The sequence below is a fragment of the Krasilnikovia sp. MM14-A1259 genome (assembly GCF_047159535.1).
In the GTDB taxonomy this organism is placed as follows: domain Bacteria; phylum Actinomycetota; class Actinomycetes; order Mycobacteriales; family Micromonosporaceae; genus Actinoplanes.
Window position 1 is genome coordinate 5682771 of the sequence record NZ_BAAGAJ010000002.1, and the last position, 23942, is coordinate 5706712.

A 23942-nucleotide genomic window follows, 5' to 3' on the forward strand; every position below is an offset into this window, starting at 1 on the left:
GGCTTAGCCGTGGTCACCGTCGGTTCGATGAGCGTCGTCTGGACGCTCAACGCCGGCGCCGCCGAGAACCCCGACGCCGTCACCGCGGGGGCCTCTGCGACTGCGGATCCGTCCGGTCCCGGCCCGGCCCCGGAACCGTCCACGGTGAGCAGTGCGGCCGACACGAGCACCCCGCCCGCGCGGCTGCCGTGGGGTGGCCGCCCGGTCGCACTCACCCGGGCCGAACCCGGCGCCAGCAGCGCGCGGGTCGCGGCCGAGGGTGCGGACATCGCCCCCGCCGACACGTCCGGAGCCACTGTGGCGGGCCCGGAGTTCGCCCCGAAGGGCAGCAGCTCCCGCCGGGGGCCGGTCCGCGCCCGTGCAGCCGCCGTCCCGCCGGTCCCGCCGGCGCTGGCCGAGCCGGTGCCCGGCGGCGGTCCCGACGTCAACTTCCTCTACGGGATGGGATCGCAGTACGCCGAGACCGACGGCACGTACGCGAACTTCTCCATCGGCAAGCCCCGGCTGGCGGACGGGGACTTCCACACCCTCGCCGAACTCAGCGTGCGGACGGCCGACGGGTTGCAGGTCGCCGAGGTCGGCTGGAACGTGGACCGCGCGGTCAACGGCGACAGCGACCCGCACCTGTTCGTCTACCACTGGGTCAACAACCAGGAGAGCTGCTACAACGCGTGCGGCTTCGTCCAGTACAGCCAGACCGTCAAGCCGGGCGACACGCTGCCCGAGGGCAACAACAAGAAGTTCGGCATCCAGCACTTCAACGGGGCGTGGTGGGTTGCGTACGACACGGAGTGGCTGGGCTACTTCCCGGACAGCCTGTGGAACGGGCAGTTCACCCGTACCGGATTGGTCCAGTACTTCGGTGAGGTCGCCTCGCCCGTCACCCGGCCGTGCAGCCAGATGGGCAACGGCCAGGGCGCGGACAACGCCGCCGCGACCCGCGTCGGCAGCGTGTCGTTCCTCAACGGCCCGGACGTCGACCTCAACGTCCGCGTCCAAGGCGGCGTGTACGGGGTGAGCAAACTCAGCGCCCGGACGTTCCGCTACGGCGGCCCCGGGGCCTGCTGAAAGTCTCGACGGTATGATGCCCGGTCCCGTCAGGGGGACCGGGCATCGTCATCTTCGCCACCGGTCGAACCGGGGCGGCTCCGACGGTGTACAACGTGTTGGCCGGGTAGTGCCAGTGAGGGGATCAGCGGAATGAGACGACGGGTCAGTCCCGACGAGGAGCTGATGACCGCGCTCTACACGGAGCACTATGCGGTCCTGCTCAGCTTCATCTCGCGGTACGTGCACGACCGCCACAAAGCCGAGGACCTCGTGCAGGAGACCCTGCTGCGGGCCTGGCGGCACATCGACCACCTCGAGGTGGACGGCACCGGCCGGACCCGCTCCTACCTGCTGACCATCGCGCGCAACGTGGTCACCAACGCGTGGCGTGCCGAGCAGCGCCGCCCCCGCCTGGTCGCCGACGACACCGCGGTGGAGTCGGTGCCGTCGGCGGACAGCGTCGACCAGCTCGTCGAGGGCTGGCTGGTGGCCGAGGCGCTGGAGCGGCTCTCCGCCGAGCACCAGGCGGTGGTCAAGGCCATGTACTACGAGGGGCAGAGCGTCGCGGACGCGGCGCGCCGGCTGTCCGTACCGGAGGGCACGGTGAAGTCGCGCGCCTACTACGCGGTCCGCGCCTTGCGCACGGTGTTCGAGGAGATGGGGGTGATCCGATGACCCCGGACGTGTCGCACGAGCACGACGAGCTGCGCATGCTGCTCGGCGGCTACCTGCTGGGTGGGCTGGACGAGGGCGACACCGAGCGGCTCGACGCCCACCTGCTCGGCTGTGACCAGTGCCGGGACGAGCTGGAACGGCTCGCGCCCATCCCCGAGCTGCTGCAACGCCTGCCGGACGCGGCCCGCGACGCCGAACGGGGTGGCACCCTGATCTCGCTGTCCGCGCGGCCCAGCGCCGAGCGGGTGGAGGAGCTGCTGTCGCGGATGCGCGCGGAGCGTACCCGGGACCGGCGGATGGCCCGCGTGCGCTGGCTGGCCGCCGCCGCGGTGGTCCTGATCGCGGCACTGATCGGCTTCGGCGTGGTCACCGCGGACCGGCGCACCACGCCGCCGGAGGCCCTGCCCAGCCCGCAGCTCGTGACCGCCCGGTTCGAGCCGGCCACCGGCAGCGGACTGACCGGGCAGGCGATCGTCAGCCCGAAGGCCTGGGGCGTCGCGATCTCGCTGGACGTGAGCCGGCTGGAGGGCAAGGGCCCGTTCGTCTGCCAGGTCCGGGACGCGAGCGGGCAGCTGGAGCAGGCGGCCGCCTGGGGTGCGACCGTGACCGGCGAGGCCAAGGTGACCGGCGCGAGCTCCATCCAGTTGCGCGACGTCCGCGCGATCTCGATCGCCGACCGCGACGGTCACGTGCTGGGGACGGCCCGGCTGTCCTGAGCCGGGCTGCTGCCATCGGGCCTCAGCCGCGCATCGCGTCGCGCTGGGCCTGGGGCAGGGAGCAGGCGGCGGTTCCGCCCGGCAACATGTGCCGGTGCTCGGAGATCCACCGGTAAGCGGGCCACGCCGCGAACCGGACCGGCCCGGTCTGCAGGGCGCGGCCGGGCACGGTCCACAGCCGGCCCGCGTCGCGCAGCAGCAGCGCGATGGCGTCCGGCCCCGCGGCGACCGTCCCGTCCGGACCGACCCACTGCACGGCCGCCTCGGCCTGCTCCTGAGTGAGGCCGAGCGCCGACAGGTCGGTGAACTGCCACGGCACCACGGTGGCGCGGGTCGGGATGCGCCGCTGGATGAACTCCGCGCAGCTCGTGCAGAACGAGCAGTCGCCGTCGAAGATGAAAGCAGGCCGATGTGCGCTCATGGCCCCATCCTGGCACCCGCGGGTCAGGTCACCCGGCGCAGCCGGTTCAGGTAGGTCTGGGCGACCACCACCGCGGCCAGGAAGGCGCCACTGACCACCTGCTGCCAGTTGCTGTTGAGCGAGCCCACCTGGTTGATCAGATTCTGGACGACCGCGAGCAGCAGCACCCCGGCGACCGTTCCGGCGATGGATCCGGCGCCGCCGGTGAGCAGCGTGCCGCCGATCACCACGGCGGCGATCGCGTCCAGCTCCATGCCCGTGCCCAGCACGGTCACCCCTGAGCCCAGTTTCGCCGTGTTGATCGCGCCGGCCAGGGCGGCCAGGGCGGCGGACATGACATACACCAGCACCCGGGTACGGCGTACCGCGACGCCCATCAGGTCGGCGGCGTCGGCGCTGCCGCCCACCGCGTACACGGCGTGGCCGAAGCGGGTACGCGACAGCAGCAGCGTCCCGGCCAGGACGAGCGCGGCGGCCAGCCACACCGGGTAGCCGAGTCCGAGGAACGACCCGGTGCCGAACGCGCGGAACGCGTCACTGCGTACCAGGTGGGTGGTCGAGCCCTCGTCGCTGATCGCCCGCATCAGACCGCGCGCACCCAGCAGCGCGGCCAGCGTGACGATGAACGGCGCCATCCGCGCGTACGCGACCAGGCTTCCGTTGACCACCCCGATCACGGCGCCCACCAGCAGCGGCGCGGCGAACGCGGCCGGCAGCCCCCACGGCGACGCGTACGCGGCGACGACCCCGCCGAGGACGTACACCGAGCCGACCGACAGGTCGATGCCACCCGTGATGATCACGAAGGTCATGCCGAGTGCGATGAGCATGGGCGGGGCCGCGGCGACCAGGATCGTGGCCGCGTTGTCGTAGCTGCGGAAGTCCGGGAACGCGACCGCCCCGGCGAGCACGACGACCCCGAGGACCGCCGGCGCGCCCTGGCGCTGCACGAGGCCGACGATCCGGTCGATGCGTTCGGCCCGGCGCAGGTCCGCGGCGACCGGCGTCGCCGGGGGGTGCGACAAGATTCCCTGGGTCACCGCGTCTGCCTCCCTCGGGTCACGATCCGGGTCGCCGGGAACGTTCGGGCGATCACCGGGTCTTCCGCTCACGGGCCACGGCCACGGCGACGAGGATGATGACGGCCTGTGCCATCTCCGCGGTCGACGACGGCAGATCGTGTTTGATCATGGTGGCGAGGACGAGCTGCATGAGCAGCGCCCCGGCCACCGTGCCGAGCACCCGGACCCGGCCGCCGGTCAGCGGGGTCCCGCCGACCACCACCGCGGTGATCGCGTTGAGCTCGATGAGCAGGCCCACCGCGGACGCGTCACTGGACTGGATCCGCGCCACCGCCAGCACTCCGGCGACCGCGGCCAGCACGGCGCAGACCACGTACACCGTGATGAGGACCCGTTTCACCGGCACCCCGGCCAGCTCCGCGGCCGGGCGATTGCCGCCGATCGCGAGCAGGCGGCGACCGAACACGGTACGCCGGACCGTGAACGCGACCACGAACACCAGCAGCGCCGCGACCCACACCAGCACCGGCACCCCGAACACGTCGCCGGAGCCGAGCCAGCGGAAGTCCGGGTTGCGGATGTCCTTGAGCTGACCGCCGGAGATCACCACGGCCAGGCCGCGGCCGCCGACGAACAGCGCCAGCGTCGCCACGATCGGCTGCAATCCCACCCGGGCCACCAGAGTGCCGTTGATCAGGCCCACGGCGACGCCGGCGAGCAGCGAGACCACGATCGCGGCGACCACGCCGTAGCCGAGGTAGAGCGGGATCAGCGCGGCGGCGAGGGCCATCACCGAGCCGACCGACAGGTCGATGCCCTCGGTGCCGATCACCAGCGCCATGCCGAGCGCGACGATCACCACGGGCGCCACCTGCACGAGCTGGATGCGCAGGTTGCTCCAGGTCAGGAACGCGGGCGTGAACAGCACATTGGACAGTACGAGTGCCGCGATCGCGGCGTACACCCCGTATTGGGGAAGCCATGCGCGGAGATGTGCCGGGCCGGGCAGCATCCGTGGGGCGGCGGTGTCAGTGCTCATCGTCGCCTCCCGCTGCGGCGATCGTGGCGAGCAGTTCCTCGGTGGTCACCTGATCGCCGCACAGCGTTCCGACGACCGCGCCGTCGCGCAGCACCACGATCCGGTCGGCGCCCTCGACCAGCTCCTCCGCGTCGGAGGAGACCAGCACCACCCCGAGGCCCTCGGCGGCGAGCTCGTCGATCAGTGCCTGCACCTCGGCCTTGGCGCCGACGTCGATGCCGCGGGTGGGCTCGTCGAGCAGCAGCACCTTGGGCTCGGTGGCGAGCAGCCGGGCGAGCAGCACCTTCTGCTGGTTGCCGCCGGAGAGGTCACCGACGCGTTGGTCCGGGCTGGACGCCTTGATCCGCAGGCGGGTCATGAACGACGTGACGATCGCGTCGATGCGCCGCTCGGAGACCACACCGAGGCGGCTGAGCCGGGGCAGGACCGCGAGCGCGATGTTCTCCCGTACGGAAAGGTCGGCGACGATGCCCTCGGCCTTGCGGTCCTCCGGCAGCACCGCGACGCCGGCCCGTACTGCCGCGACCGTGGTCGGTCGTTCGAGGGTGGTGCCGTCGACCTCGACGTCGCCACGGTCGACCGGGTACGCCCCGCCGATCGCCTTGATCGTCTCGCTGCGTCCGGCGCCGAGCAGCCCGCCCAGCCCGACCACCTCGCCGGGCCGTACGTCGAAGCTGATGTCGTGCAGCTTGTGCCGGCTGGTCAGGCCGCGCACGCGCAGCACCGGGGGTGCGTTCGGATCGGCGGTGTCCGTGCCGGAGAAGCCGGTGAACCCGGTGCGCCGGACCTCGGCGGTGTCGCGGCCGAGCATGAGCGAGACGAGCTGAAGGCGGTCCAGCTCGGCCAGGCGGCCGGTGTGCACGACGCGCCCGTCGCGCAGGATCGTGACCGCGTCGCAGATCCGGTACAGCTCGTCGAGGCGGTGGCTGACGTAGATGATGCCGATGCCCTGGGCGTGCAGGTCGCGGATGACCCCGAACAGCGTCTCCACCTCGCGCGGCTCCAACGAGGAGGTGGGCTCGTCCATGACCACGACCTTGGCGTCGATCATGACCGCTCGGGCCAGCGCGACCATCTGCTGTGCCCCGAGCGGCAGCGTGCCGAGCTGGCGCCGGACGTTCGCGGTGACGCCGTACCGGGACAGGATCTCGGCGGCCTCCCGGTGCATCCGGTCCGTGTCGAGCAGACCCCAGGGGTGGTACGGCTCGCGGCCGAGGAACAGGTTCTGCGCCACGCTCATCAGCGGGATGAGGTTGACCTCCTGGTAGATCGTGGAGACCCCGGCGCGTTGGGCGTCCAGCGGGGTGTCGAACCGGACCGGCTCGCCCTGGTAGCGGATCTCGCCGCGGTCCGGCTGGTACACCCCGGTGAGCACTTTGATCAGCGTGGACTTGCCCGCTCCGTTCTCACCCACGAGGGCGTGCACCTCGCCCGGCCGTAGCGTGAACGAGACGTCGTCGAGGGCCAGGACGCCGGGGAACGACTTACGGACATCGACGACCTTGAGCAGCGCCATGGACCAAATTCCCTCACGACCCAACACATTCCGTCAATACCGTGGAGAGGAAGTCTCACGTTCGCACAGATGTGGCCGCGATCGGCCCGGTGGTGAGCGACCCGGTGTGTCGGTTTTAAGAATTAAGCGATGAATTTATTAGGGTGAGCCCTATATGCCCGGTCGTCTCTGCCGGGCCGTCACGGGGGTGTCACACATGCCGCGAGGCCGTCCTCTGGCCGCACTCGCGCGAACCGGTGCGGCCGCGTTCGTCGTCTCGACCCTGCTCATCAGCCTTGTCCACAGTCCACCGGCGCACGCGTCCGCGGCGCCACCCGCGTGGAACGTGGAGTTCGTCGGCGGGACCGGCACCGCCGGGGCGCCGGTACCCGGCCCGATCTCCGCGTCGCCGCTCAACTCACCGATGGCCACCGCGTTCGACAGCCACGGCAACATGTTCATCAGCACGTACGGCTCGCCCAACTGTCAGGTGCTCAAGGTGACCCCGGCCGGAGTCGTCTCGGTGTTCGCCGGCACGGGCACTTGCGCCAACTCCGTTCCCGGCCCGGCGCTGTCCAGCCCGCTGAACAAGCCGACCAGCCTCGCCGTGGACAGCAACGACAACCTCTACGTCAACGAGGACACCGGCTACCGGACCAACAAGATCACCCCGAGCGGGACGCTGTCCTGGTTCGCGGGCACGGGTGCTTCCGGCACGGTCGTGGAGGGGCCGGCGACCAGTTCCCCGCTGCGGCCGGCGGGCCTGGTCATCGACGGCAGCGACAACGTCTACCTCGGCGACTGGATCAACCACAAGATCGTGAAAGTGACCCAGGCCGGGGTGTTGAGCGTGATCGCGGGCAACGGCACCACGACCGTGACGCCCGGGCCGGCCGTCGACTCCGGACTGAACTCGCCCTACGGCCTGGCGCGGGACAGCCAGGGCAACCTGCTCTCGACGGACTTCGCCCTGAACTACGTGTACAAGATCACGCCGGGCGGGATCCTGTCGATCATCGGCGGAAACGGCACCGCCTCGGTGCCGACCCCGGGGCCAGCGCTGAGCAGCTCCGTGCGCTCCCCGTGGGGCCTCACGGTCGACGGCTCCGACAACGTGTACGTCGCCCTCTTCAGTGCGCCGTCGATCATCCGCATCACGCCGGGCGGCAGTTTGTCGATCGCTGCCGGAACCGGTGTCTCGGGCACCACGGTGCCCGGGCCCGCCACGGCCACCCAGCTGAAGGGCCCGAACTACGTCACCTTCCACGACGGCGCCGTCTACTACGCCGAACTGAACGGCCACCGGGTCAACCGGCTCGTCCGGGCCGAGGCGCCCGGAGCGCCCACCAACCTGCGGGCCGCTCCCGGCGACGGTGCCGCGACGCTGACCTTCACCCCGCCCACCGGCGGCGGGGCGGTCACCGGATACCAGATCTCCACCGACGACGGTGCGACGTGGGCGGAGGTGACGACCACCGCGGGCGCCGGCGGCACACGGGTCGCCGAGGTCGGCGACCTGACCAACGGCGCCACCTACCACCTGCGGCTACGGGCGGTGGGCGGCGGGGGCAACGGCCCCAGCTCGGACGCCGTAGCGGTGACCCCCGGCATGCCGCTGCCACCGGCGTCGGTCACGGCTACCGCGGGGGTTTCCTCCGTCGAGGTCAGCTGGAGCCCGGCGGTCGCCAACGGGCTGCCGGTCACCCGGTACGTGGTGACCGCGTCCCCCGGCCCCGCCACATGTGAGACCACGGGCGCCACCAGATGCATCGTCGGCGGCGTCGCGGGGACCACCTACACGTACACCGTCCAGGCGTACGCGGGCAGCCTCGCCTCGGCGGTCTCCGGCAGGTCGAACGCGGCCACCCCGAACGCACCGCCGGTCACCGGCAGCCCGCCGACGACCTCGTTGCTGCTGACCACGACGGACGGTGAGATCTCCACCGCCGTGCCCGGGCAGAAGTTCGTGCTGCTGGGCGAGGGGTTCGCGGCACACTCGACGGTCACCATCACCCTCTACTCCGACCCGGTCAGCCTCGGCCGGGTGACCACGAGTGCCGCAGGCACGTTCCGCAAGGCGGTCACCGTCCCGGCGGGTCTCGAGGGCGGGGACCATCAGTTCGTGGCCTCGGGTGTCGACCCGGACGGCAACGCGCACTATCTGAAGCTGGCCGTCAACGTCCTCGCGGACCACATCCTGCCGACCACAGACTCGCCGCTGACCGCGGGCGTGATCCTGGTCGGGTTCGGCGCGCTCGTGGCCGGCGGGGGTCTGCTGCTGCTGGCCTTCTGGCGGCGGATAAGGGAGCGTGCCACGCCGGTGTGAGCGACCGTCGAGCCGGTGCCGATCCACGGCAGGCGGCAGGTCGCGGAGCGGGCCGCCCGGCACGGGGGTCCGGGCGGCCCGCAGGAACGTGGCGGACGGAACCGGCGGCGTGGCGGCGCCCCCGGGCCACCCCGGGTCCGCCCGGCGCCGCCACGCCGGTTTGCTGCGCGTGACGTCAGTACGCGCTGGTCAGATCGGCCTTCGCGGTGCTCGCGTCGTACTGCCGGTCCTGGATGATGATGTCCGCGGGGACCTTCTGGCCGGCGAAGAACGTGGTCGCGGTCTGGAAGGCGAGCGGCCCGAACCGCGGATTCGACTCGATCACCGCGCTGATCCAGCCGTCCACGATGCCCTGGACCGCGCCGCGCGTACCGTCGATCGAGACGACCTTGACGTCGCCCGCGTTCTTGCCCGCGCCTTTGAGCGCCACGACCGCACCGAGCGCCATCTCGTCGTTCTCGGCGTAGATGCCGTTGATGTCCGAGTTGGACTGCAGGAGCTGCTCGGTGACCTTCTGGCCCTCCTCGCGGGAGAACTGGCCGGTCTGCTCGAACACGATCTTGACGTCCGGTGCGACCTTCGCGATCTCGTCCTTGAAGCCGCTGGTTCGCAGCGTGGTGACGTTGTTGCCGGGGGCGCCCAGCAGGATCGCCACGGTGCCCTTGTTGCCGAGCGCCTTGGCCATCTCGTCGGCGGCGCGCTTGCCCTGCTCGGCGAAGTCCGAGCCGATGAAGGCCAGGTAGTCCTTACACGGCGCCGCATTGATCTTGCGGTCGATCGTGATGATCGGGACCTTCTTGGCCGTCGCCTTCGCGAACACCGAGTCCCAGCCGTCGGAGTTCAGCGGCGCGACGACCAGCAGCTGCACGCCGGAGTCGAGCATCTGCTCGACATCGCTGATCTGTTTGTTGAACTGGGAGTTCGCGTTCGTTGTCGTGAGGTTCGTGATGCCCAGCTTGGTGGCCTCGTCCTTGATGGACTTCGTCTCCGCGATGCGGAACGGGTTGGCCTCCTTCTCCGACTGGGAGAAGCCCACCTTGGCGGTCTTGAGGTCGACCTTCGTGCCGCCGTACTGATCGAGGGTGCAGGTCAGGCCACCTGGTGCGGCGGACGCGACGACCTGGGCACCGGCCGTGGCGTTGTCGCCGGCGGCGGTGTTGTCGCCGTCCTCGGACTTTGCGCAGGCACTGACGAGCAGAAGGGTCGCGCCGAGGCTCGCGGCCACTGGCCGCCACCGGCCGGGCGTAGCACTCATGACAGGTCTCCTATCGACGGGGAGCGATCTCCTGCGGGAAACATATTCACTCACCATCGAACTTTTCCTGTCAAGGTCAGGCCGGGATTCCTATCACAAACGCACGTTGCGGCCGGTGACCTGGGAAGGTGGGTTTGGATGGACACATGCGTCCCATGTTCCGTACCCCGCCGAAGCTGTCCCCAGGTGACCGCGTCGCGGTCGTCTCGCCGTCCTTCGCCGCGCCCGCCGAGTTCCCCGACCTGCACGAGCAGGCCATGCGGCGGCTACGCGACGACCTGGGCCTCGTCCCGGTCGAATTCCCCACCACCCGGCAACTCGGTGCCCCCGCCGCGGACCGGGCCCGCGACCTCATGGCCGCGTACGCCGACCCGGCCATTCGTGCCGTGCTCGCCACGATCGGCGGCGACGACCAGATCACCGTGCTGCCGCACCTGGACCCGGCCCCGTTCGTGGCGGATCCCAAGCCCTTCTTCGGGTACTCCGACAACACGAACCTGCTGATCTGGCTGTGGCACCACGGCGTCGCCGCGTACCACGGCGGCTCCATGATGGTGCATCTGGCGCGCGGCGCGGGCCTGCACCCGGTCTCCACCGAATCGTTGCGCGCCGCGCTGTTCACCGTGGGCGACCTGGACATCCATCCTGTCGAGGAGTTCAGCGACGAGGAGCTGAGCTGGCGGGACCCGGCCTCGCTGACCGCTTCGGCCCCGCCGGTGCCGAGCCCCGGCTGGGTGTGGCACCGGCCCGAGCGGGTGGTCACCGCGCCGACCTGGGGCGGCAACCTGGAGATCCTGCACTGGCAGCTCGCCGCGGACCGGTGGATCCGCCCGGTCGACGACTACGCGGGATGTGTCCTGCTGCTGGAGACGTCCGAAGAGATGCCGTCCGCCGAGGAGGTGTTCCGGATGCTGCGCAACGCGGGCGAGCGCGGGCTGCTCCAGCAGTTCCCCGCGATCCTGGTGGGCGCCGCCAAGGCCACCGTGTTCTCCGCCCCGCACCCGCCGCAGGAGCGCGCCAAGTACCGCGACGACCAGCGCGCAGCCGTCCTGCGCGCGCTGGCCGCGTACCACCCGGACGCGATGGTGGTGTTCGGTGTCGACTTCGGACACACCGACCCGCAGTGGATCCTGCCCCACGGCGGCACGATCACCGTGGACGGCCCCGCCCGCCGCATCACCGCCCACCTGTGACTCACGCCCGGTCCGGGTGGGGACAGCGCGGCGGCCCGGCCGGGTCGCAGAATCGCTGCGGGACCGGCGCGCCTTCGGCCACCGGTTCGGCCTCTTCCGGCGGGTGCAGGCGGCGCGGCACGAACACCGCCGCCACCGCGCTGCCCGTAACCATCAGGCCCGCACACAGCAGCATCGCATTCCGGTACGTCGGACCCAGATCGCCCGCTTCGGTCAGGCTGCCGCCGCCCAGCCCCGCAGCCAGCGGCAGCACCGCCACCGCGAGCAGGCCCGCCGCCCGGGCGACCGCGTTGTTGACACCACTCGCGATGCCGGCGCGCGCGTCGCCGAGCGCCCCCAGCGCGGTCGCGGTCAGCGGCGCCACCAGCAGGGCCAGGCCCAGCCCGAACAGCACCACCGGCGGCAGCACATCCGTCAGGTACGACGCGCCGGGCCCGATTCGCGCCAGCCACACCAACGCGGCCGCGCACACCAACGGCCCGAACGTCATCGGGATCCGCGGCCCGATGCGCTGCGCCAACATGCCCGCCCGCGCGGACAGCAGGAGCATCAGTACGGTCACCGGCAGCAGCGCGACCCCCGCCGTCAGGGGCGGGAACCCGGCCACCACCTGCAGGTTCAGCACCACGAGGAAGAACACGCCGCCGTTGCCCGCGTACACCAGGAACGTCACGACGTTCGCCGCGCTGAACGCGCGGGAACGGAACACGTCCAGCGGCAGCATCGGGTGCGCGGACCGGCGTTCGGCGACGACGAACGAGATCAGCCCGGCGACGCCGACGACCAGCGAGACGAGCACCACCGGGCTGCCCGGGCCGTGCACCGGCCAGGCCGTGAACCCGTACGTGAGCCCGCCCAGCCCGGCCGCGCCGGTCAGCACCCCGGCGACGTCGACCCCGGAACCCTGGACCGCGGAGTCCCGCGACTCGGGCACGTGCCGGGCCGCGACCGCCATGACCACCAGGGCCAGCGGAACGTTGATCAGGAAGATCAGCCGCCACGTCGCGACCTGCACCAGCCAGCCACCCAGGAACGGGCCCAGCGCCCCGCCGATCCCGGCCAGGCCGGACCAGGCGCCGATCGCCCGGGACCGGTCCTCGCGTACGAAAGAAGCCTCCAGGATTGCGAGCGCGCCCGGGGTGAGCAGCGCCCCGCCCATGCCCTGCAGCACCCGCGCCGCGATCAGCAGCCCGGTCGTCGGCGCCAGCCCGCACAGCAGCGAGGACGCGGCGAACCAGCCCACCCCGAGCTGGAACATCCGGCGCCGGCCGTACCGGTCGCCGAGTGCCCCGCCGAGCAGAACCAGTGCGGCCAGGCTGAGGCCGTATCCGTTCACCGTCCATTGCAGGCCGGCCGCCCCGGCCCCGAGGCTGCGGCCGATCGCGGGCAGCGCGATGTTGACCACGGTGGCGTCGATGAACGCGAGGCTGGAGCCGAGCACCGTGGCGAGCAGGACCCAGCGGCCGGTAGCGGTGCCGTAACGCACGAGAGCCATGGCCGGACCTTAGCCCGCGCGGCCAGCCGTGCCGGACAGGTGAACCCCGGTCGCGCCGACCCGTCACGCCCCCCGTTCGGGCGCCCAGGTGCGAGGCTGATGGCGGAGGGCGGTGACACGGATGAACGAACCGCGCAAGGTGCTCACCGGCCGTGGGCTGGTCGAGTCGCCCCGCTGGCACACAGATCGGCTGTACTTCTCGGACTGGTCCGCGGGCGAGGTGATCTCGGCCGGACTCGACGGCTCCAGCGAAGTGGTGGCGCGCGTGGCGTCGCTGCCGTTGTGCACCGCGTGGCTGCCCGACGGACGGATGGTGATCGTCTCCTCGGCGGACGGTCTGCTCCTGTGCCGGGAGCCCGACGGGGCCCTGACCCGGTACGTCGACCTGGGGCGGCCCGGCTGGAACGACGTCGTGGCAGACGGGCGCGGCAACGTCTACGTCAACGGCGCCGGATTCGATCCGACCGCGGGAGAGGCGGTCCGGCCCGGCACCGTCGTCCTGGTCACGCCGGACAGGTCGGTGCGCCAGGTGGCCGAGGACATCGCGTTCCCGAACGGCATGGCGGTGACGGCCGACAACGCGACGCTGATCGTCGCGGATTCCTACCGGCACTGCCTGGTGGCCTTCGACATCGAGCCGGACGGTGGACTGTCCCGCCGACGGATCTGGGCCGATGTCGGCAACGGCGTGCCCGACGGCATCTGCCTCGACGCCCAGAACGCGGTCTGGTACGCCGACGTGCCGAACCAGCAGTGCGTACGGGTCGCCGAGGGTGGCACGGTGCGGCAGCGCGTCGATCTGGACCGGGGTGGGTTCGCGTGCGCGCTGGGCGGTCCCGGCGGGACGACGCTGTTCATCACCGCCGCACGGTGGCAGGGCATGACCGAGGCCGAGATGGTGACACCGGGCAGCGGCGAGCTGCTGGCCGTGCAGGTGGACGTACCGGGAGCAGGCTGGCCGTGATCCACTGAGCGCGTACGCGCTCGACTGATAAGTTGGTCTCGGCGGGCAATCCGTTCGCACTGCTGCGGCACGTCGGCGAGGATTGTGCCGGCGCTGTCCAGTTCGCCCGGCCGGAACGCCTTGAACAGCTGCTTACCCACGAAGGCGGCGGTCGTTGCGCTGGACTCCGCACTCCCCGGCAGGCTGACGGAGCACGTCGAGCGTTGCCGCGCTGCACTCGCGCCGGCGTGATCCGGCATCAAGTCCTGCACGGCTGGTTCAGGGCGTTCGGCTACCCGCTCGACGGCCCGCAGGTCGCCGACCTCGCCGCGCAGTGGTGAGGCTGCGGCCATTACCGGTCGCGCAGGGGACGCGCCCGGTGGCGGGCGGTACGGGTTCGCGGCGGAGCCGGACGTAGGCGGTCAGTCCCGGCGGGAGGATCAGCCAGAACGACATGAGCCGGTAGATGAGGACCGCGCCGGCCGCTCCGGCTTCCGGGACGCCGCTCGCGACCAACGCGGTGAGCAGGCTGGCCTCGATCACGCCGATGCCGCCCGGGGTCAGCGGGATCTGCCGGGCGACCTGCACGGCCAGGTATGCCGTTGCCAGGTGCTGCCACGGCACGTCGGCGCGCACGGTGTGCACGGCCGCCACCAGGCAGGCCAGGTCGAGCAGCCAGTTCACCGCGGCGTACGCGATGGTGGCGGCCCAGTCCCGCAGGCCGATGGCGCGTACGTCCCGGGCGGCCCGGCGTACCTGGTCGACGGCGCGGGCCGTCCAGCGCCACCGCCGCGCGGCGGTGCTGACGATGCGGCGCCAGCGCGGGTGGCGGTGTGCGGTGACGGCGAGGAGTCCGGTCAGACCGGCTGCCAGGAGTAAGGCGACGAGGTCTGCGGGGTGCTCGGTGGTGAGCGGGATCAGCGCGTCGGCCGCCCGGGGCGCGAACGCGGTCGCGGCCAGCAGCGCGAGCCCGGCGGCGGACGCCACCCCGGAGAGCACGGTCACGGCGGTGGCGGTGCCCGTCGCGGCGCCGTGGCGCCGGTACTGGCGGATCGCGAACGCGGCGGACATCGCACTCCCGGCGGGAAGCACCATGCTGATCGCGGACCGGCTGTAGGTGATCGCCACCGCCTGGCGTACCGAAAGCCGGACGCCCACGCCCGCGAGCAGGCGGCGCTGCTGGAGCGCGAAAGCGACCTGGGACGCGAACTGCAGAAGCGCCGCCGCGGCTATCCAGCGCAGGTCGGCGCCGGCGAGCACCGCGCCGATCTCCGTCGGCGCGGGGAGGCGTCCGCGCAGGGTGAACCCGACCGCGGCCACCGCGACGGCGAGCACCGCCAGGCGCAGCACCCATGACCGCCCGCGCCTGCGCGGCGGCTCTGCGGGCGTGGCGGCCTCGGCCGCGTACGGCCGGTGTCCGTCGACGCGGCAGGTCACCGGCGTGCCATAGGGAGGCGATCGGTGGTCACGGGTCTTCCTTTGAGCCGGGGTGGGTGCAGGGACCAGCATCCAACAAATCTTGCCCGCAGTGCAAGTTTGCTTTTTGAGAATTAATTCACGCCGGACTAACCTCAGGTCCGTGAATCAGGCGCCCGGACTTCGCGAACGCAAGAAGGCGGCCACCCGCCAGGCGCTGCACGAGGCCGCGACACGTCTGGCCGCCGAACACGGCTTCGACCAGGTGACGGTCGAGACGATCGCCGACGCGGCCAACGTCTCCCGCCGGACGTTCTTCAACTACTTCTCCGGCAAGGAGGAGGCCATCGCGTACGGCGACGCCGTCCGGCTGGCCCGACTGGTGCAACTCGTCCGCGAACGGCCCGCCCAGGAACCGCCGTGGACCGCGCTGACCCGCGTCGCCGAGCAACTCATCGCGGAGGGATACGCCGACGCCGACGCCGCCTGGCTTGCCCAGCGGCGCCGGCTACGAGCCCACCCGGCCCTGGCCGCGCAGCAGATCGCCGCGTACGCCACGGTCGAGCGCGAGCTGTCCGCCGAGCTTGCCACCCGGCTGAGCGGCCCCGACCCGGCGCTGCGGTCCCGGGTCCTCGCCGCCACGTACCTCACCACGCTGCGCGTCGCGATCCAGCACTGGACGGACCACCCGGACAGCGCTCTGCGCGACCTGGTGCGGACCGCCCTCGCCACGGCAGCCCCGGCGGACGAGGCCCGCTGAGCGTTGCGGTCAGGCCGGACGCTCGAGAAACTCGGCCACGGCGCGCCGTACCCGGGGGTCAGGGGTCCCGGAGGGCAGTTCCAGCAGCGCGGCCTCGGCGACCAGCGCGACGAACAACCGGGCGCACACGCCGGGTTCGCGCCATCCCATCGCCACGAAGTGCGGTTCGGTCACCGCGGCGTTCGTCTCGTTGCGGGCCGCGATCTCCGCTTGGATGAGCGGTTCGATCCGCGCCTCCAGCAGCAGCGCCTTGAGCGCGCGTTCCGCCAGGCAGCCGTCGAGATACGCGAGCGCACCGGCCAGCAGCGCCGCGTACCCCGGCGCCTCATGGGTGATCGCGTCGCGCATGCACTCCAGACTTCGTTCGTGGAACTGCTGGTGCAGCGCGAGCAGATACTCGGACCGGCCGGGGAAGTGCACATAGAACGTGCCCTTGGCGACGCCCGCCTCGGCGGTGATGGCGTTGATGCTCATGCCCTGCAGCCCCGCCCCGGCCAGACGCATCCCGGCCGCCAGCAGCGCCGCCCGCTTACCGCCGGGGTCGCGGACCCGGGCCATCAGGCGGCCGTTCCGTCGACGCCGTCGAGGAACGGCTCCACCTCGCCGAGGAACGCCTCCGGATCCTCGGCGAACGGCACGTGCCCGGTATCGAAGACGACCGTACGGGCGTGCGGCAGGCGAAGGGCCACCTCCGCGCGAGCCCGGCGGCCGAAAACCGGGTCGTGTCTGCCCCAGGCGACCAGCGTGGGCGCCGCGATCCGGTCCGCGCGAGGACCGAGGTCGAAGTCGGGATCCAGGAAACTGCGCCAGATCGCCGCGTCGACCGCCGCCCGGTCCGCGTCGCCGCGACGATACGTCGCGCGGTCGATGATCTGCCGGGTCAACGGCGTGCGGTGGTGCACGTATGCGGACGCGAAGCGGCGGTTGATCAGCCGGGTGACGCCCGGGCGTCCCTTGAGGCCGACGAACAGCCGGTCGGCAGGACCCAGCACCGGGAATCCGCCGGGATTGACGAGAACGAGGGAACGGACGCGGTGAGGTGCCTCGATGGCGAGCCGGGCCGCGGCGTACCCGCCGATCGAGTTGCCGATGAGATGCGCCGCGGGCAGGTCCAGCCGCTCGACGAGCTCCGCAAGACCGCTCGCGAACGCCGTCGCGGTGGCGCTGCCCGGTGGCTGCGGCGCGGGTGAGCGCCCGAAGCCCGGCCAGTCCACCGCGATCACCCGGTGACGGCGGCTCAAGGCCGGTGTCACGGCCGCGAAGTCGCGGCTGTCGTGCCCGTTCGCGGACAGCAGCACGACCGGGGTGCCGGTGCCCTCGTCGCTGAAGTGCATGGATGCGATAGTGACTGACCGGTCGGTCATTAGCAAGGGGTTCGCTGACCAGCAGTCGTCCCGGGTGGGTCAGCGCCCGGCGTTGTGCTGCGCCACCAGCTCAGCCAGCGCGCCGCACTCGCGGGACTCGTCAGCTGGCGAGACGCGTTGTCGTGGAAGAGCGCCTCAGCGGCTCGGAGTCTTGTTCGCGGCGTGCATCGCCTGCCAACCCTCGTAGTCCCAGTTCTGAGCCGCAACCACGGAGCGCTCCAGGGCGGCGACGGCTGTGCGGCGGGCGTCGGTGCCGGAGCGGATCGCCGCGAGTAGGGCGCGGGCGACCCGTTCGGCGCCGCGGCCGTCCACCGCGGCCCACGCGCGGGCACCCAGCGCCGTCCGGGCCGCCGGGTCGGTGAGCAGGTCACGCAGCACCGCCGCGGCCGCATCCGCCTCGGCGGACGGGACACGCAGCGCGGGCAGGTGGCCGAGACCGGCCGCGAGCCCGTGCGCGATGGTGCGCTCGTACCCGATGATCTGGTTGTCCACGACCCGGACCAGCGCGGACGGCAAGCCGAGGCAGAGCAGCTCCCAGGTCGACGTGCCGCTCGCGCTGACCGCCAGGTCGGCGTCCGCGAGCAGCGCGGGCAGCTCGTCGGTCGGGCCGATCACGCGCAGCCGCTGGCCGGCGCCGGGCGCGACGGCCCGCAGCTCGTCGCGCAGGCCGCGGTCGGCGGCCACCACGACCGCGTCGAAGGCCGCCCCGGTCGCGACCAGCAGACGCCCGATCACGGGCGCGGCGCGGTAGGCGTCCGTCCCCCCGAAGAACGCCACGACCTTCGGGGTACGGGCAGCCGAGGCGCCCCGGGCCGCGGCGGGACGGCGTTCGCGCACCGCCGCGCGCAGCAGCGCGTAGTCGAGCCCCGCCAGCCGGATCGCGCCCGGCGGCAGGTCGGGTACGGCGAGCTCGGCGTCCAGGTTCTGGTCGACGTAGATGTCGGCGGGTTGCCCGCGCAGCTCACCGTCCACGATGGTCAGTACGGTGCGACCGGTCGCCCGCACGGCGGCGGCGTGGCGCGGCGGCAGCTCGTACGAGTCCGTGACCAGTGCGTCCAGGCCCAGCCGGGCGGCCGCGGCGACCAGGCCGACCTCGTCGTACGGGGCCGGATGCCACGGCAGGCCGCGCTGTTCGAGCTGGGCGTGCGCCCAGGCCAGCCCGCCCAGGTCGCTGAGGAAATGCACCGCGACGCCGTGGGCGACCAGCTCCTCGGCCAGCGCGACGCAGCGCACCAGATGCCCCACCCCGGTACGCGGCCCGGCGTCGCACCGGATCCCGACGGTGATCGTCACGCTTGCTGCAGCTCCTTCTGGCGGACGTGGGCGTTGAGGCCGGTCAGTTCCGGGCGGTCGGCGAGCCAGTCGGCGAGCGTGCGGACCCCGGCCGGCTCGTCACCGAAATGGTCCACGATCGCCTCGATGAGCCGCCAGTCGTCCTCGGTGTCCAACGTCAGGCGCAGGTGCGACAGGTCCGGTTGCAGTGTCAGGCCGAGCACCGCGAAGTCGCGCGGATGCCCGTACACGTATGAGGTGACGTGGGTGCGGTGATGGGCGGTGGCCAGCGGGTCGATGGTGCGCAGCACGTCCGCACGGACCACCTCGACGTCCAGGCCGCGCGGCAGGGTCCGGGCGATCGACGTGCTCAGGTAGTCCAGGCCGGGGGTCGCGGCGAACACCTGGGCCGCCAGCCGGATCAGGCGCGGGTCGAGCAGCGGGCAGTCGGCGGTGAAGCGCAGCACCGTCTCCGCCGGGTGCCCGTCGAGGACACCCAGGAAGCGGGTCAGCACGTCGTCGGTGGGGCCGCGGCGGCAGGCCACCCCGATCCGGGCGCACTCGGCCTCGACCGCGTCGTCGCGGGCCTCGTCCGTGGTGGCGACCACCAGGTCGTCCAGCACGGCGGCGGCCTGGGCGGCGCGGACCACCCGCTCCAGCACGGTACGGCCGCCGAGCCGCCGCAACACCTTGCCGGGCAGCCGGGAGGAGCCCATCCGGGCCTGGACGATGCCGAGCGTGCGCATGCGGTTCCTTGTCTGGTGAGGGGGATGGCGGGTCAATGCTGGGTACGGCGTAGCGCGGTGCGCGCGCGGCGGGCGGCGGTCAGCCCGAGCCGGGCCAGCCGATGCCCGAGGCTGCCGCTGAACACGGCGATCTGCAGGTGCGCGCGGCGCAGCTCGGTGTCGCGCAGGGCCAGTTCCTGCTCGTACCAGGCGGTGCGGGTCGTCGCGTCGGCGAGCTGTTCGCGCAGAGCGCGGAGCTGTTCCTCGTGTTCGCGCAGCGAATCCGGCTCGGGGGGCTCGGCGCGTATCGGTGTGGTCTGCGGGCGGACGTCCAGGCCCGCGGCGCCGGCCAGCACCGCGGTCAGGGTGTCCGCGTCGGTGGCGGCCGGCCACGGGTGTACGTACCCGCCGGAGATCAGCGTGTGGGCGAGGCGGTGCAGCGCGTCCGTGGCGGCCTCGGGCACGCCGGGCGGGTCCGGGTCGCGCAGGCTGGTGTCGAGCAGCGCGTACGTGTCGCCGTCGAGCACGACGTTGTCGACCGTGGCGTGTGCCCGGGGGGCGCCGAGCGTCGCCAGCCAGGCGGCCCAGCCGGTGAGTAGCCGCCGGATCGTCGGCAGGTCGTGCCGCAGGCATGCGCCGAGCAGCAGTTCTTCCAGCAGGCGGCCCGCGGGCATCGGCCCGTCCAACGCCGACGGGTCACGCCCCGGCGTGGCACCCGCGGCGCCGGTGACGGCCTTTCGCACCCAGCCGCCCTCACGGTCGCGTCCCAGCTCCAGCACCGGCCCGCCCGGTGGCGGGTCGATCCGGGACGGGACGCCCGGCGCCGGACCGTCCGGTGGGGCCTGCGGAGAGCCGAGGCTCAGCAGGGCGGGCGGCAGTGGGAGGGAGACGGCCGGGCGCGGTGCCCGGTGGGCGAGGACGATCCACGCCGCGGCGAACTCGGCGCCGAGGCCGCCGCGTACGGCCGCCGCGGCCAGGCGCCGGGGATCGCTGAGCACCGGCTGCCGGGCGTACGCCACGCCGACCGCCCCCGCCGCCGCGGCGGCGAGCGCGCTCGTGGGGCCCTCCTGCAGCGCGTTCGGGGTGGCCACCAGGGTGGGCGCCGCGGGCAGCGGCCAGGCCGCGCCGACCCAGGTCACCGCGAGACCGTCCGCGGCCAGCCGGGCGGCCAGCCGGGTCGGGTTGCCCGGCCTGGACTCGTCGAACTCGCCCAGTGGCCGCCACGCGCCGTCGGTGTGCGCGGACGTGGCGGCGGCGCGGTCGACCAGACGGTGCACACCGAGCTCGTTCTCCACCGTGAGCAGCAGGGTGCCGCCGGGACGCAGCGTGCGGCGCAGTGCCTGCAGGGCGTCGGCCCAGTCGTACTGGGGGCCTTCGACCGAGCACAGGCGGTCGAGGCCGTCGAGGGCCACCACGACGTCGTACCGGTCCGTGTCGGTGAGTTTGGCGAGCGTGCCACACAGGACGGTGACGCCGCGCCCGGCCAGCCGGGCCGCGTCGGGCTGGGCGCGCAGCAGGCAGGTGACGTCGGCGCGCGCGGACAGTACGTCCACGATTGCGTCGTCGTGCGGGCCTGCGACCAGCACGCGGCCCCCGGCGAGCAGCGGGGCCGCCCGGACCAGCAGGTGCGCCAGGACCGGACCGCCCGCGGGCGACCGCTCGCCGGGCCGCCGGTCGGACCAGCCGGGCATCTCCCCGCCGATGAGCCTGAGGTTCTTCACGGTCACGACGCGGCCCCGGCAAGGTGGTGGGCGTGCCAGCCGAGAATCGCGCGCAGCTCGGCGGGACCGGCGAGGCTGTCGGCGCCCAGCTCGGCGGCGGCGCTGGCGGCCGCGGCGGCCGGGTCAGGGGCGACGCCGTGCAGTTCGGGCCACTGGCGGCGGATGCGCGCGGCGGTGGCGTGGTCCTCGCCGGACAACCGCATCGGGTCGCCGTACACCGCGGGGGCGCAACCGGCGGCGGCGCCGTACAGGACGGCGCTGCTCAGCCTGTTGGAGGCGACGCGGCGATGGCGGCGCAGCTCGGCGAGCTGGCGGGGCAGGAACTCCGGGTCGGTGTCGCGCCACCGCATTCCCCGGTAGCCGTGGCAGATGACCCGCCCGGCCGCCTCGTACGCCGCCCGGATCCGCTGGTCGCGGTACTCGTGCCAGTACAGGCAGAACGTGACCGGGCCGGGTTCGGTGGCCCGGATCTCGTCGATGAGCCGCCGGTGGTCGCCGTGCACCCGCTGGTGCTCCCAGCCGTGGAACGGATACCACAGCGTGCCCTCGCGCGGTTGCGGCTGCACGTCGGGCCGCATCGCCATCAGATACAGGAACGGCGCCCCGGTCACGGTCGCCTGCCGCCGCCCCATCGACCACGCCCGCCGCCGCGTCTGCTCGGACCAGACGAAGATCGGCCGCCCGGACACGTACGGCGTCCCGCCGCCCAGCCCGTCCGCCACGTTCCAGCCGTGCTGCAGGTATCCCTCGATGCGGGGCGGGTCGGCGGAGTCCAGCCCGCAGTACGCCGCCAGCACGTGCGCGTGGCCGTAGAAGTGGTTGGCGTGATGCACTCCGGTCAACCCCCCAGCACGCTGCGCAGGGTGTCCGCGACGCGGTCCTGGTCGGCGTCGCTGAGGTCGGCGAACAACGGCAGTGACAACTGCTGCGCGTAGAACGCCTCGGCGACCGGGCACTGCCCGCGCCGGTACCCCAGGTCCTCGAAGACCGGATGCCAGTACACCGGCAGGTAGTTGACCTGCACGCCGATGCCCGCGGCGCGCATCCGGTCGTACACCTCACGGCGCCGGTCCCCGAGGATGCGTACGGGATAGAGGTGGCGCATCGGGTCAGCCCAGGCCCGGCGGACCGGCAGCCGCAGCCCCGGCACGTCCGCGAGCAGCGCGTCGTAGCGGGCGCACAGCCGGGCCCGGCGGGCCTTGAACGCGGTCAGCCGCCGGAGCTGGGCGCTGCCGAGCGCGCACAGAACGTCGGGCAGCCGGTAGTTGAGCCCGAACTCGTGCACCTCCTGATGCCAGCCGCCCTCGTCGCGGTGGCGCAGGCGGGCAGGCTCGCGCACCAGCCCCACGGTCCGGAACGTGCGGGCACGCTCCAGCAGGATCGGGTCCGTCGAGGCGACCGCGCCGCCCTCGGCGGTGGTGAGGTTCTTGGTGGGGAAGAACGAGAACGTGGTCAGGTCCGCCAGCGCCCCGACCGGCCGCCCCCGGTACGCGGACCCGATGGCGTGCGCGGCGTCCGCGATCAGCACCGCCCCGGCACTGTCGGCGACCTTGCGGAGCTGGTCGTATTCGGCGGGGTGGCCCGCGTAGTCGACCGCGGTGACCGCCCTGGTCCGCGACGTCACGGCGGCCTCGGCGGCGGCCGGGTCCAGGTTCGCGGTGTCGTCCTCCACGTCCGCGAAGACCACCCTCGCGCCGAGCAGCGCGGCCGTGGCCGCGGTGGCCACGAACGTCATCGGCGTGGTGACCACCTCGTCGCCCGGCCCGACCCCGGCGGCCGCATACGCGGTGTGCAGCGCCGCGGTGCCGTTGCTGACCGCCACGCACGGAGCCCCGGCGGCCGACTCCAGGTCCTGCTCGAACCGGCCGACCCGCGGGCCGGTGGTCAGCCAGTCGCTGCGCAACGCCTCCACGACCGCGGCCACGTCGGTGTCGTCGACCGACTGCCGCCCGTACGGCAGCATCACGGCACCCGCAGCAGGTCGCGCATCTCGTCGACCTCCAGCCACAGGTCGTTGTTGTCGGAGCGGTAGTTGAAGCCGTCCGCGACCGGCTCGCCGCCCGTGGGGGTCTGATAGCCCCAGCTCGCCACGACCGGCTGCACCACGTACCGGTCGGGGAAGCGCAGCGTGCGGCGGCTGTCGTCGGCGGAGATCATCTCCTCGTGCAGCTTCTCGCCGGGGCGCATGCCGACCTCGTGCGTGGGCGCGTCCGGCGCGACCGCCTCGACCAGGTCGAGGATGCGCATGCTGGGGATGCGTGGCACGAACAGCTCGCCGCCCTGCATCCGGTCGAACGAGTCCACGACGAACTTGACGGCCTGCTCCAGCGTGATCCAGAACCGGGTCATCCGCTTGTCCGTGACGGGCAGGCTGCGGCCTTCGGCGTTGAGCCGGCGGAACAGCGGGACCACCGAGCCGCGGCTGCCCATCACGTTGCCGTAGCGGACCACCGCGAACCGGGTGGGGTGGTGCGCCGCATAGTGGTTGCCCGCGATGAACAGCTTGTCCGCGACCAGTTTGGTCGCGCCGTACAGGTTGATCGGGCTGGACGCCTTGTCTGTGGACAGCGCCACGACCCGCTGCACGCCGGCGGTGATGGCGGCATCGACGACGTTCTGCGAGCCGTCGATGTTGGTGGCGACATACTCCGACGGGTTGTACTCCGCGGTGTCGACCTGCTTGAGTGCGGCGGCGTGCACGACGTGGTCGATGCCGTGCATGGCCCGTACGAGGCGGTCCCGGTCGCGGATGTCGCCGATGAAGAACCGCAGTCGCGGGTCGTCGCCGAACATCTGGCGCAGCTCGTACTGCTTCAGCTCGTCGCGGGAGAACACGACGATGCGCTGCGGGTCCAGGTTGGCCAGTGCGTGGCGCAGGAACGCCTTGCCGAACGAGCCGGTGGCTCCGGTCACGAGGATCGAGGATCCGCTCGAAATGCTCACGAACAACTCCATGGGGGTGGTGGCCGAAGGGCGACTCGGCCGGAAGCATAACCGCGTGTCAGACCAATTCCAGGGGCTGTGGAAAACGCCAACGTCCATTCACGTCTTGTT

At 72.5% G+C, this 23942-nt stretch carries 22 protein-coding genes; 7 read left to right on the forward strand and 15 right to left on the reverse strand.

Annotated elements, in window-relative coordinates; genetic code table 11:
• The first annotated feature begins 27 nt into the window (after positions 1-27).
• The 3 genes from ACMCNK_RS25725 to ACMCNK_RS25735 all read left to right on the forward strand — a co-directional run bounded on the left by ACMCNK_RS25725 (position 28) and on the right by ACMCNK_RS25735 (position 2441).
• Positions 28-1068 (forward strand): neprosin family prolyl endopeptidase, encoded by a 1041-nt coding sequence (locus tag ACMCNK_RS25725; RefSeq protein ID WP_412738930.1) that lies wholly within the window; start codon positions 28-30, stop codon positions 1066-1068.
• A gap of 132 nt (positions 1069-1200) precedes the next feature.
• Positions 1201-1725: a sigma-70 family RNA polymerase sigma factor gene (locus tag ACMCNK_RS25730; protein WP_412738931.1), complete on the forward strand. Its 525-nt coding sequence runs from the start codon at positions 1201-1203 to the stop codon at positions 1723-1725.
• A complete protein-coding gene (locus ACMCNK_RS25735) occupies positions 1722-2441 on the forward strand; it encodes a zf-HC2 domain-containing protein (RefSeq protein ID WP_412738932.1) in 720 nt (239 codons plus the stop codon). Before ACMCNK_RS25730 ends, ACMCNK_RS25735 begins: the two co-directional genes overlap by 4 nt.
• Before the next feature lie 22 nt (positions 2442-2463).
• On the opposite strand, the gene ACMCNK_RS25740 is transcribed toward ACMCNK_RS25735, so the two are convergent.
• From ACMCNK_RS25740 to ACMCNK_RS25755, 4 genes are read right to left on the reverse strand one after another with little or no spacing between them, the layout of a single operon-like run.
• Positions 2464-2862 (reverse strand): thiol-disulfide oxidoreductase DCC family protein, encoded by a 399-nt coding sequence (locus tag ACMCNK_RS25740; RefSeq protein ID WP_412738933.1) that lies wholly within the window; start codon positions 2860-2862, stop codon positions 2464-2466.
• Positions 2863-2885: 23 nt separating this feature from the next.
• Entirely contained in the window at positions 2886-3902 is a 1017-nt protein-coding gene (locus ACMCNK_RS25745; protein WP_412738934.1) for an ABC transporter permease, read from the reverse strand.
• A gap of 52 nt (positions 3903-3954) precedes the next feature.
• The gene (locus ACMCNK_RS25750; RefSeq protein WP_412738935.1) at positions 3955-4923 is read right to left on the reverse strand and encodes an ABC transporter permease; all 969 of its coding nucleotides are present in this window, start codon (positions 4921-4923) and stop codon (positions 3955-3957) included.
• Entirely contained in the window at positions 4913-6439 is a 1527-nt protein-coding gene (locus ACMCNK_RS25755) for a sugar ABC transporter ATP-binding protein (RefSeq protein ID WP_412738936.1), read from the reverse strand. Before ACMCNK_RS25755 ends, ACMCNK_RS25750 begins: the two co-directional genes overlap by 11 nt.
• Positions 6440-6635: 196 nt before the next feature.
• Here ACMCNK_RS25755 and ACMCNK_RS25760 point away from each other — a divergent pair, with 196 nt between their 5' ends.
• The gene (locus ACMCNK_RS25760; RefSeq protein ID WP_412738937.1) at positions 6636-8744 is read left to right on the forward strand and encodes a fibronectin type III domain-containing protein; all 2109 of its coding nucleotides are present in this window, start codon (positions 6636-6638) and stop codon (positions 8742-8744) included.
• A gap of 175 nt (positions 8745-8919) precedes the next feature.
• Here ACMCNK_RS25760 and ACMCNK_RS25765 read toward each other — a convergent pair whose 3' ends face one another.
• Complete coding sequence (locus tag ACMCNK_RS25765) at positions 8920-9999, reverse strand: ABC transporter substrate-binding protein (protein ID WP_412738938.1); 1080 nt, start codon at positions 9997-9999, stop codon at positions 8920-8922.
• 155 nt (positions 10000-10154) lie between these two features.
• Here ACMCNK_RS25765 and ACMCNK_RS25770 point away from each other — a divergent pair, with 155 nt between their 5' ends.
• The gene (locus tag ACMCNK_RS25770) at positions 10155-11192 is read left to right on the forward strand and encodes a S66 peptidase family protein (protein ID WP_412740992.1); all 1038 of its coding nucleotides are present in this window, start codon (positions 10155-10157) and stop codon (positions 11190-11192) included.
• A gap of 1 nt (position 11193) precedes the next feature.
• Here the strand turns inward: ACMCNK_RS25770 and ACMCNK_RS25775 are convergent, their stop codons facing one another.
• Complete coding sequence (locus ACMCNK_RS25775) at positions 11194-12687, reverse strand: MFS transporter (RefSeq protein WP_412738939.1); 1494 nt, start codon at positions 12685-12687, stop codon at positions 11194-11196.
• Between the two features lie 121 nt (positions 12688-12808).
• Between ACMCNK_RS25775 and ACMCNK_RS25780 the strand changes: the two genes are divergently transcribed.
• A complete protein-coding gene (locus ACMCNK_RS25780; protein WP_412738940.1) occupies positions 12809-13651 on the forward strand; it encodes an SMP-30/gluconolactonase/LRE family protein in 843 nt (280 codons plus the stop codon).
• A 258-nt stretch (positions 13652-13909) separates the two neighbouring features.
• On the opposite strand, the gene ACMCNK_RS25785 is transcribed toward ACMCNK_RS25780, so the two are convergent.
• Complete coding sequence (locus tag ACMCNK_RS25785; protein WP_412738941.1) at positions 13910-15067, reverse strand: lysylphosphatidylglycerol synthase transmembrane domain-containing protein; 1158 nt, start codon at positions 15065-15067, stop codon at positions 13910-13912.
• 142 nt (positions 15068-15209) lie between these two features.
• Between ACMCNK_RS25785 and ACMCNK_RS25790 the strand changes: the two genes are divergently transcribed.
• On the forward strand, positions 15210-15806 hold the full coding sequence (locus ACMCNK_RS25790) for a TetR family transcriptional regulator (RefSeq protein ID WP_412738942.1): 597 nt from the start codon (positions 15210-15212) through the stop codon (positions 15804-15806).
• A gap of 9 nt (positions 15807-15815) precedes the next feature.
• Here ACMCNK_RS25790 and ACMCNK_RS25795 read toward each other — a convergent pair whose 3' ends face one another.
• The 8 genes from ACMCNK_RS25795 to pseB form a co-directional block, all read right to left on the reverse strand.
• Positions 15816-16364 carry a TetR family transcriptional regulator gene (locus ACMCNK_RS25795; RefSeq protein ID WP_412738943.1) on the reverse strand — a complete coding sequence of 183 codons (549 nt, stop codon included), beginning with the start codon at positions 16362-16364 and terminating at the stop codon, positions 15816-15818.
• A complete protein-coding gene (locus tag ACMCNK_RS25800) occupies positions 16364-17140 on the reverse strand; it encodes an alpha/beta fold hydrolase (protein WP_412738944.1) in 777 nt (258 codons plus the stop codon). The genes ACMCNK_RS25795 and ACMCNK_RS25800 overlap by 1 nt, the downstream gene beginning before the upstream one ends.
• Before the next feature lie 165 nt (positions 17141-17305).
• The gene (locus ACMCNK_RS25805; protein ID WP_412738945.1) at positions 17306-18463 is read right to left on the reverse strand and encodes a PseG/SpsG family protein; all 1158 of its coding nucleotides are present in this window, start codon (positions 18461-18463) and stop codon (positions 17306-17308) included.
• Entirely contained in the window at positions 18460-19188 is a 729-nt protein-coding gene (locus tag ACMCNK_RS25810; RefSeq protein ID WP_412738946.1) for a cytidylyltransferase domain-containing protein, read from the reverse strand. Before ACMCNK_RS25810 ends, ACMCNK_RS25805 begins: the two co-directional genes overlap by 4 nt.
• A 32-nt stretch (positions 19189-19220) precedes the next feature.
• Positions 19221-20888: a hypothetical protein gene (locus ACMCNK_RS25815; protein ID WP_412738947.1), complete on the reverse strand. Its 1668-nt coding sequence runs from the start codon at positions 20886-20888 to the stop codon at positions 19221-19223.
• 2 nt (positions 20889-20890) lie between these two features.
• Entirely contained in the window at positions 20891-21721 is an 831-nt protein-coding gene (locus tag ACMCNK_RS25820; RefSeq protein ID WP_412740993.1) for a hypothetical protein, read from the reverse strand.
• A gap of 5 nt (positions 21722-21726) precedes the next feature.
• The gene (locus ACMCNK_RS25825; protein WP_412738948.1) at positions 21727-22851 is read right to left on the reverse strand and encodes a DegT/DnrJ/EryC1/StrS family aminotransferase; all 1125 of its coding nucleotides are present in this window, start codon (positions 22849-22851) and stop codon (positions 21727-21729) included.
• A complete protein-coding gene (gene pseB / locus ACMCNK_RS25830; protein ID WP_412740994.1) occupies positions 22851-23825 on the reverse strand; it encodes a UDP-N-acetylglucosamine 4,6-dehydratase (inverting) in 975 nt (324 codons plus the stop codon). The genes ACMCNK_RS25825 and pseB overlap by 1 nt, the downstream gene beginning before the upstream one ends.
• Positions 23826-23942 lie beyond the last annotated feature (117 nt).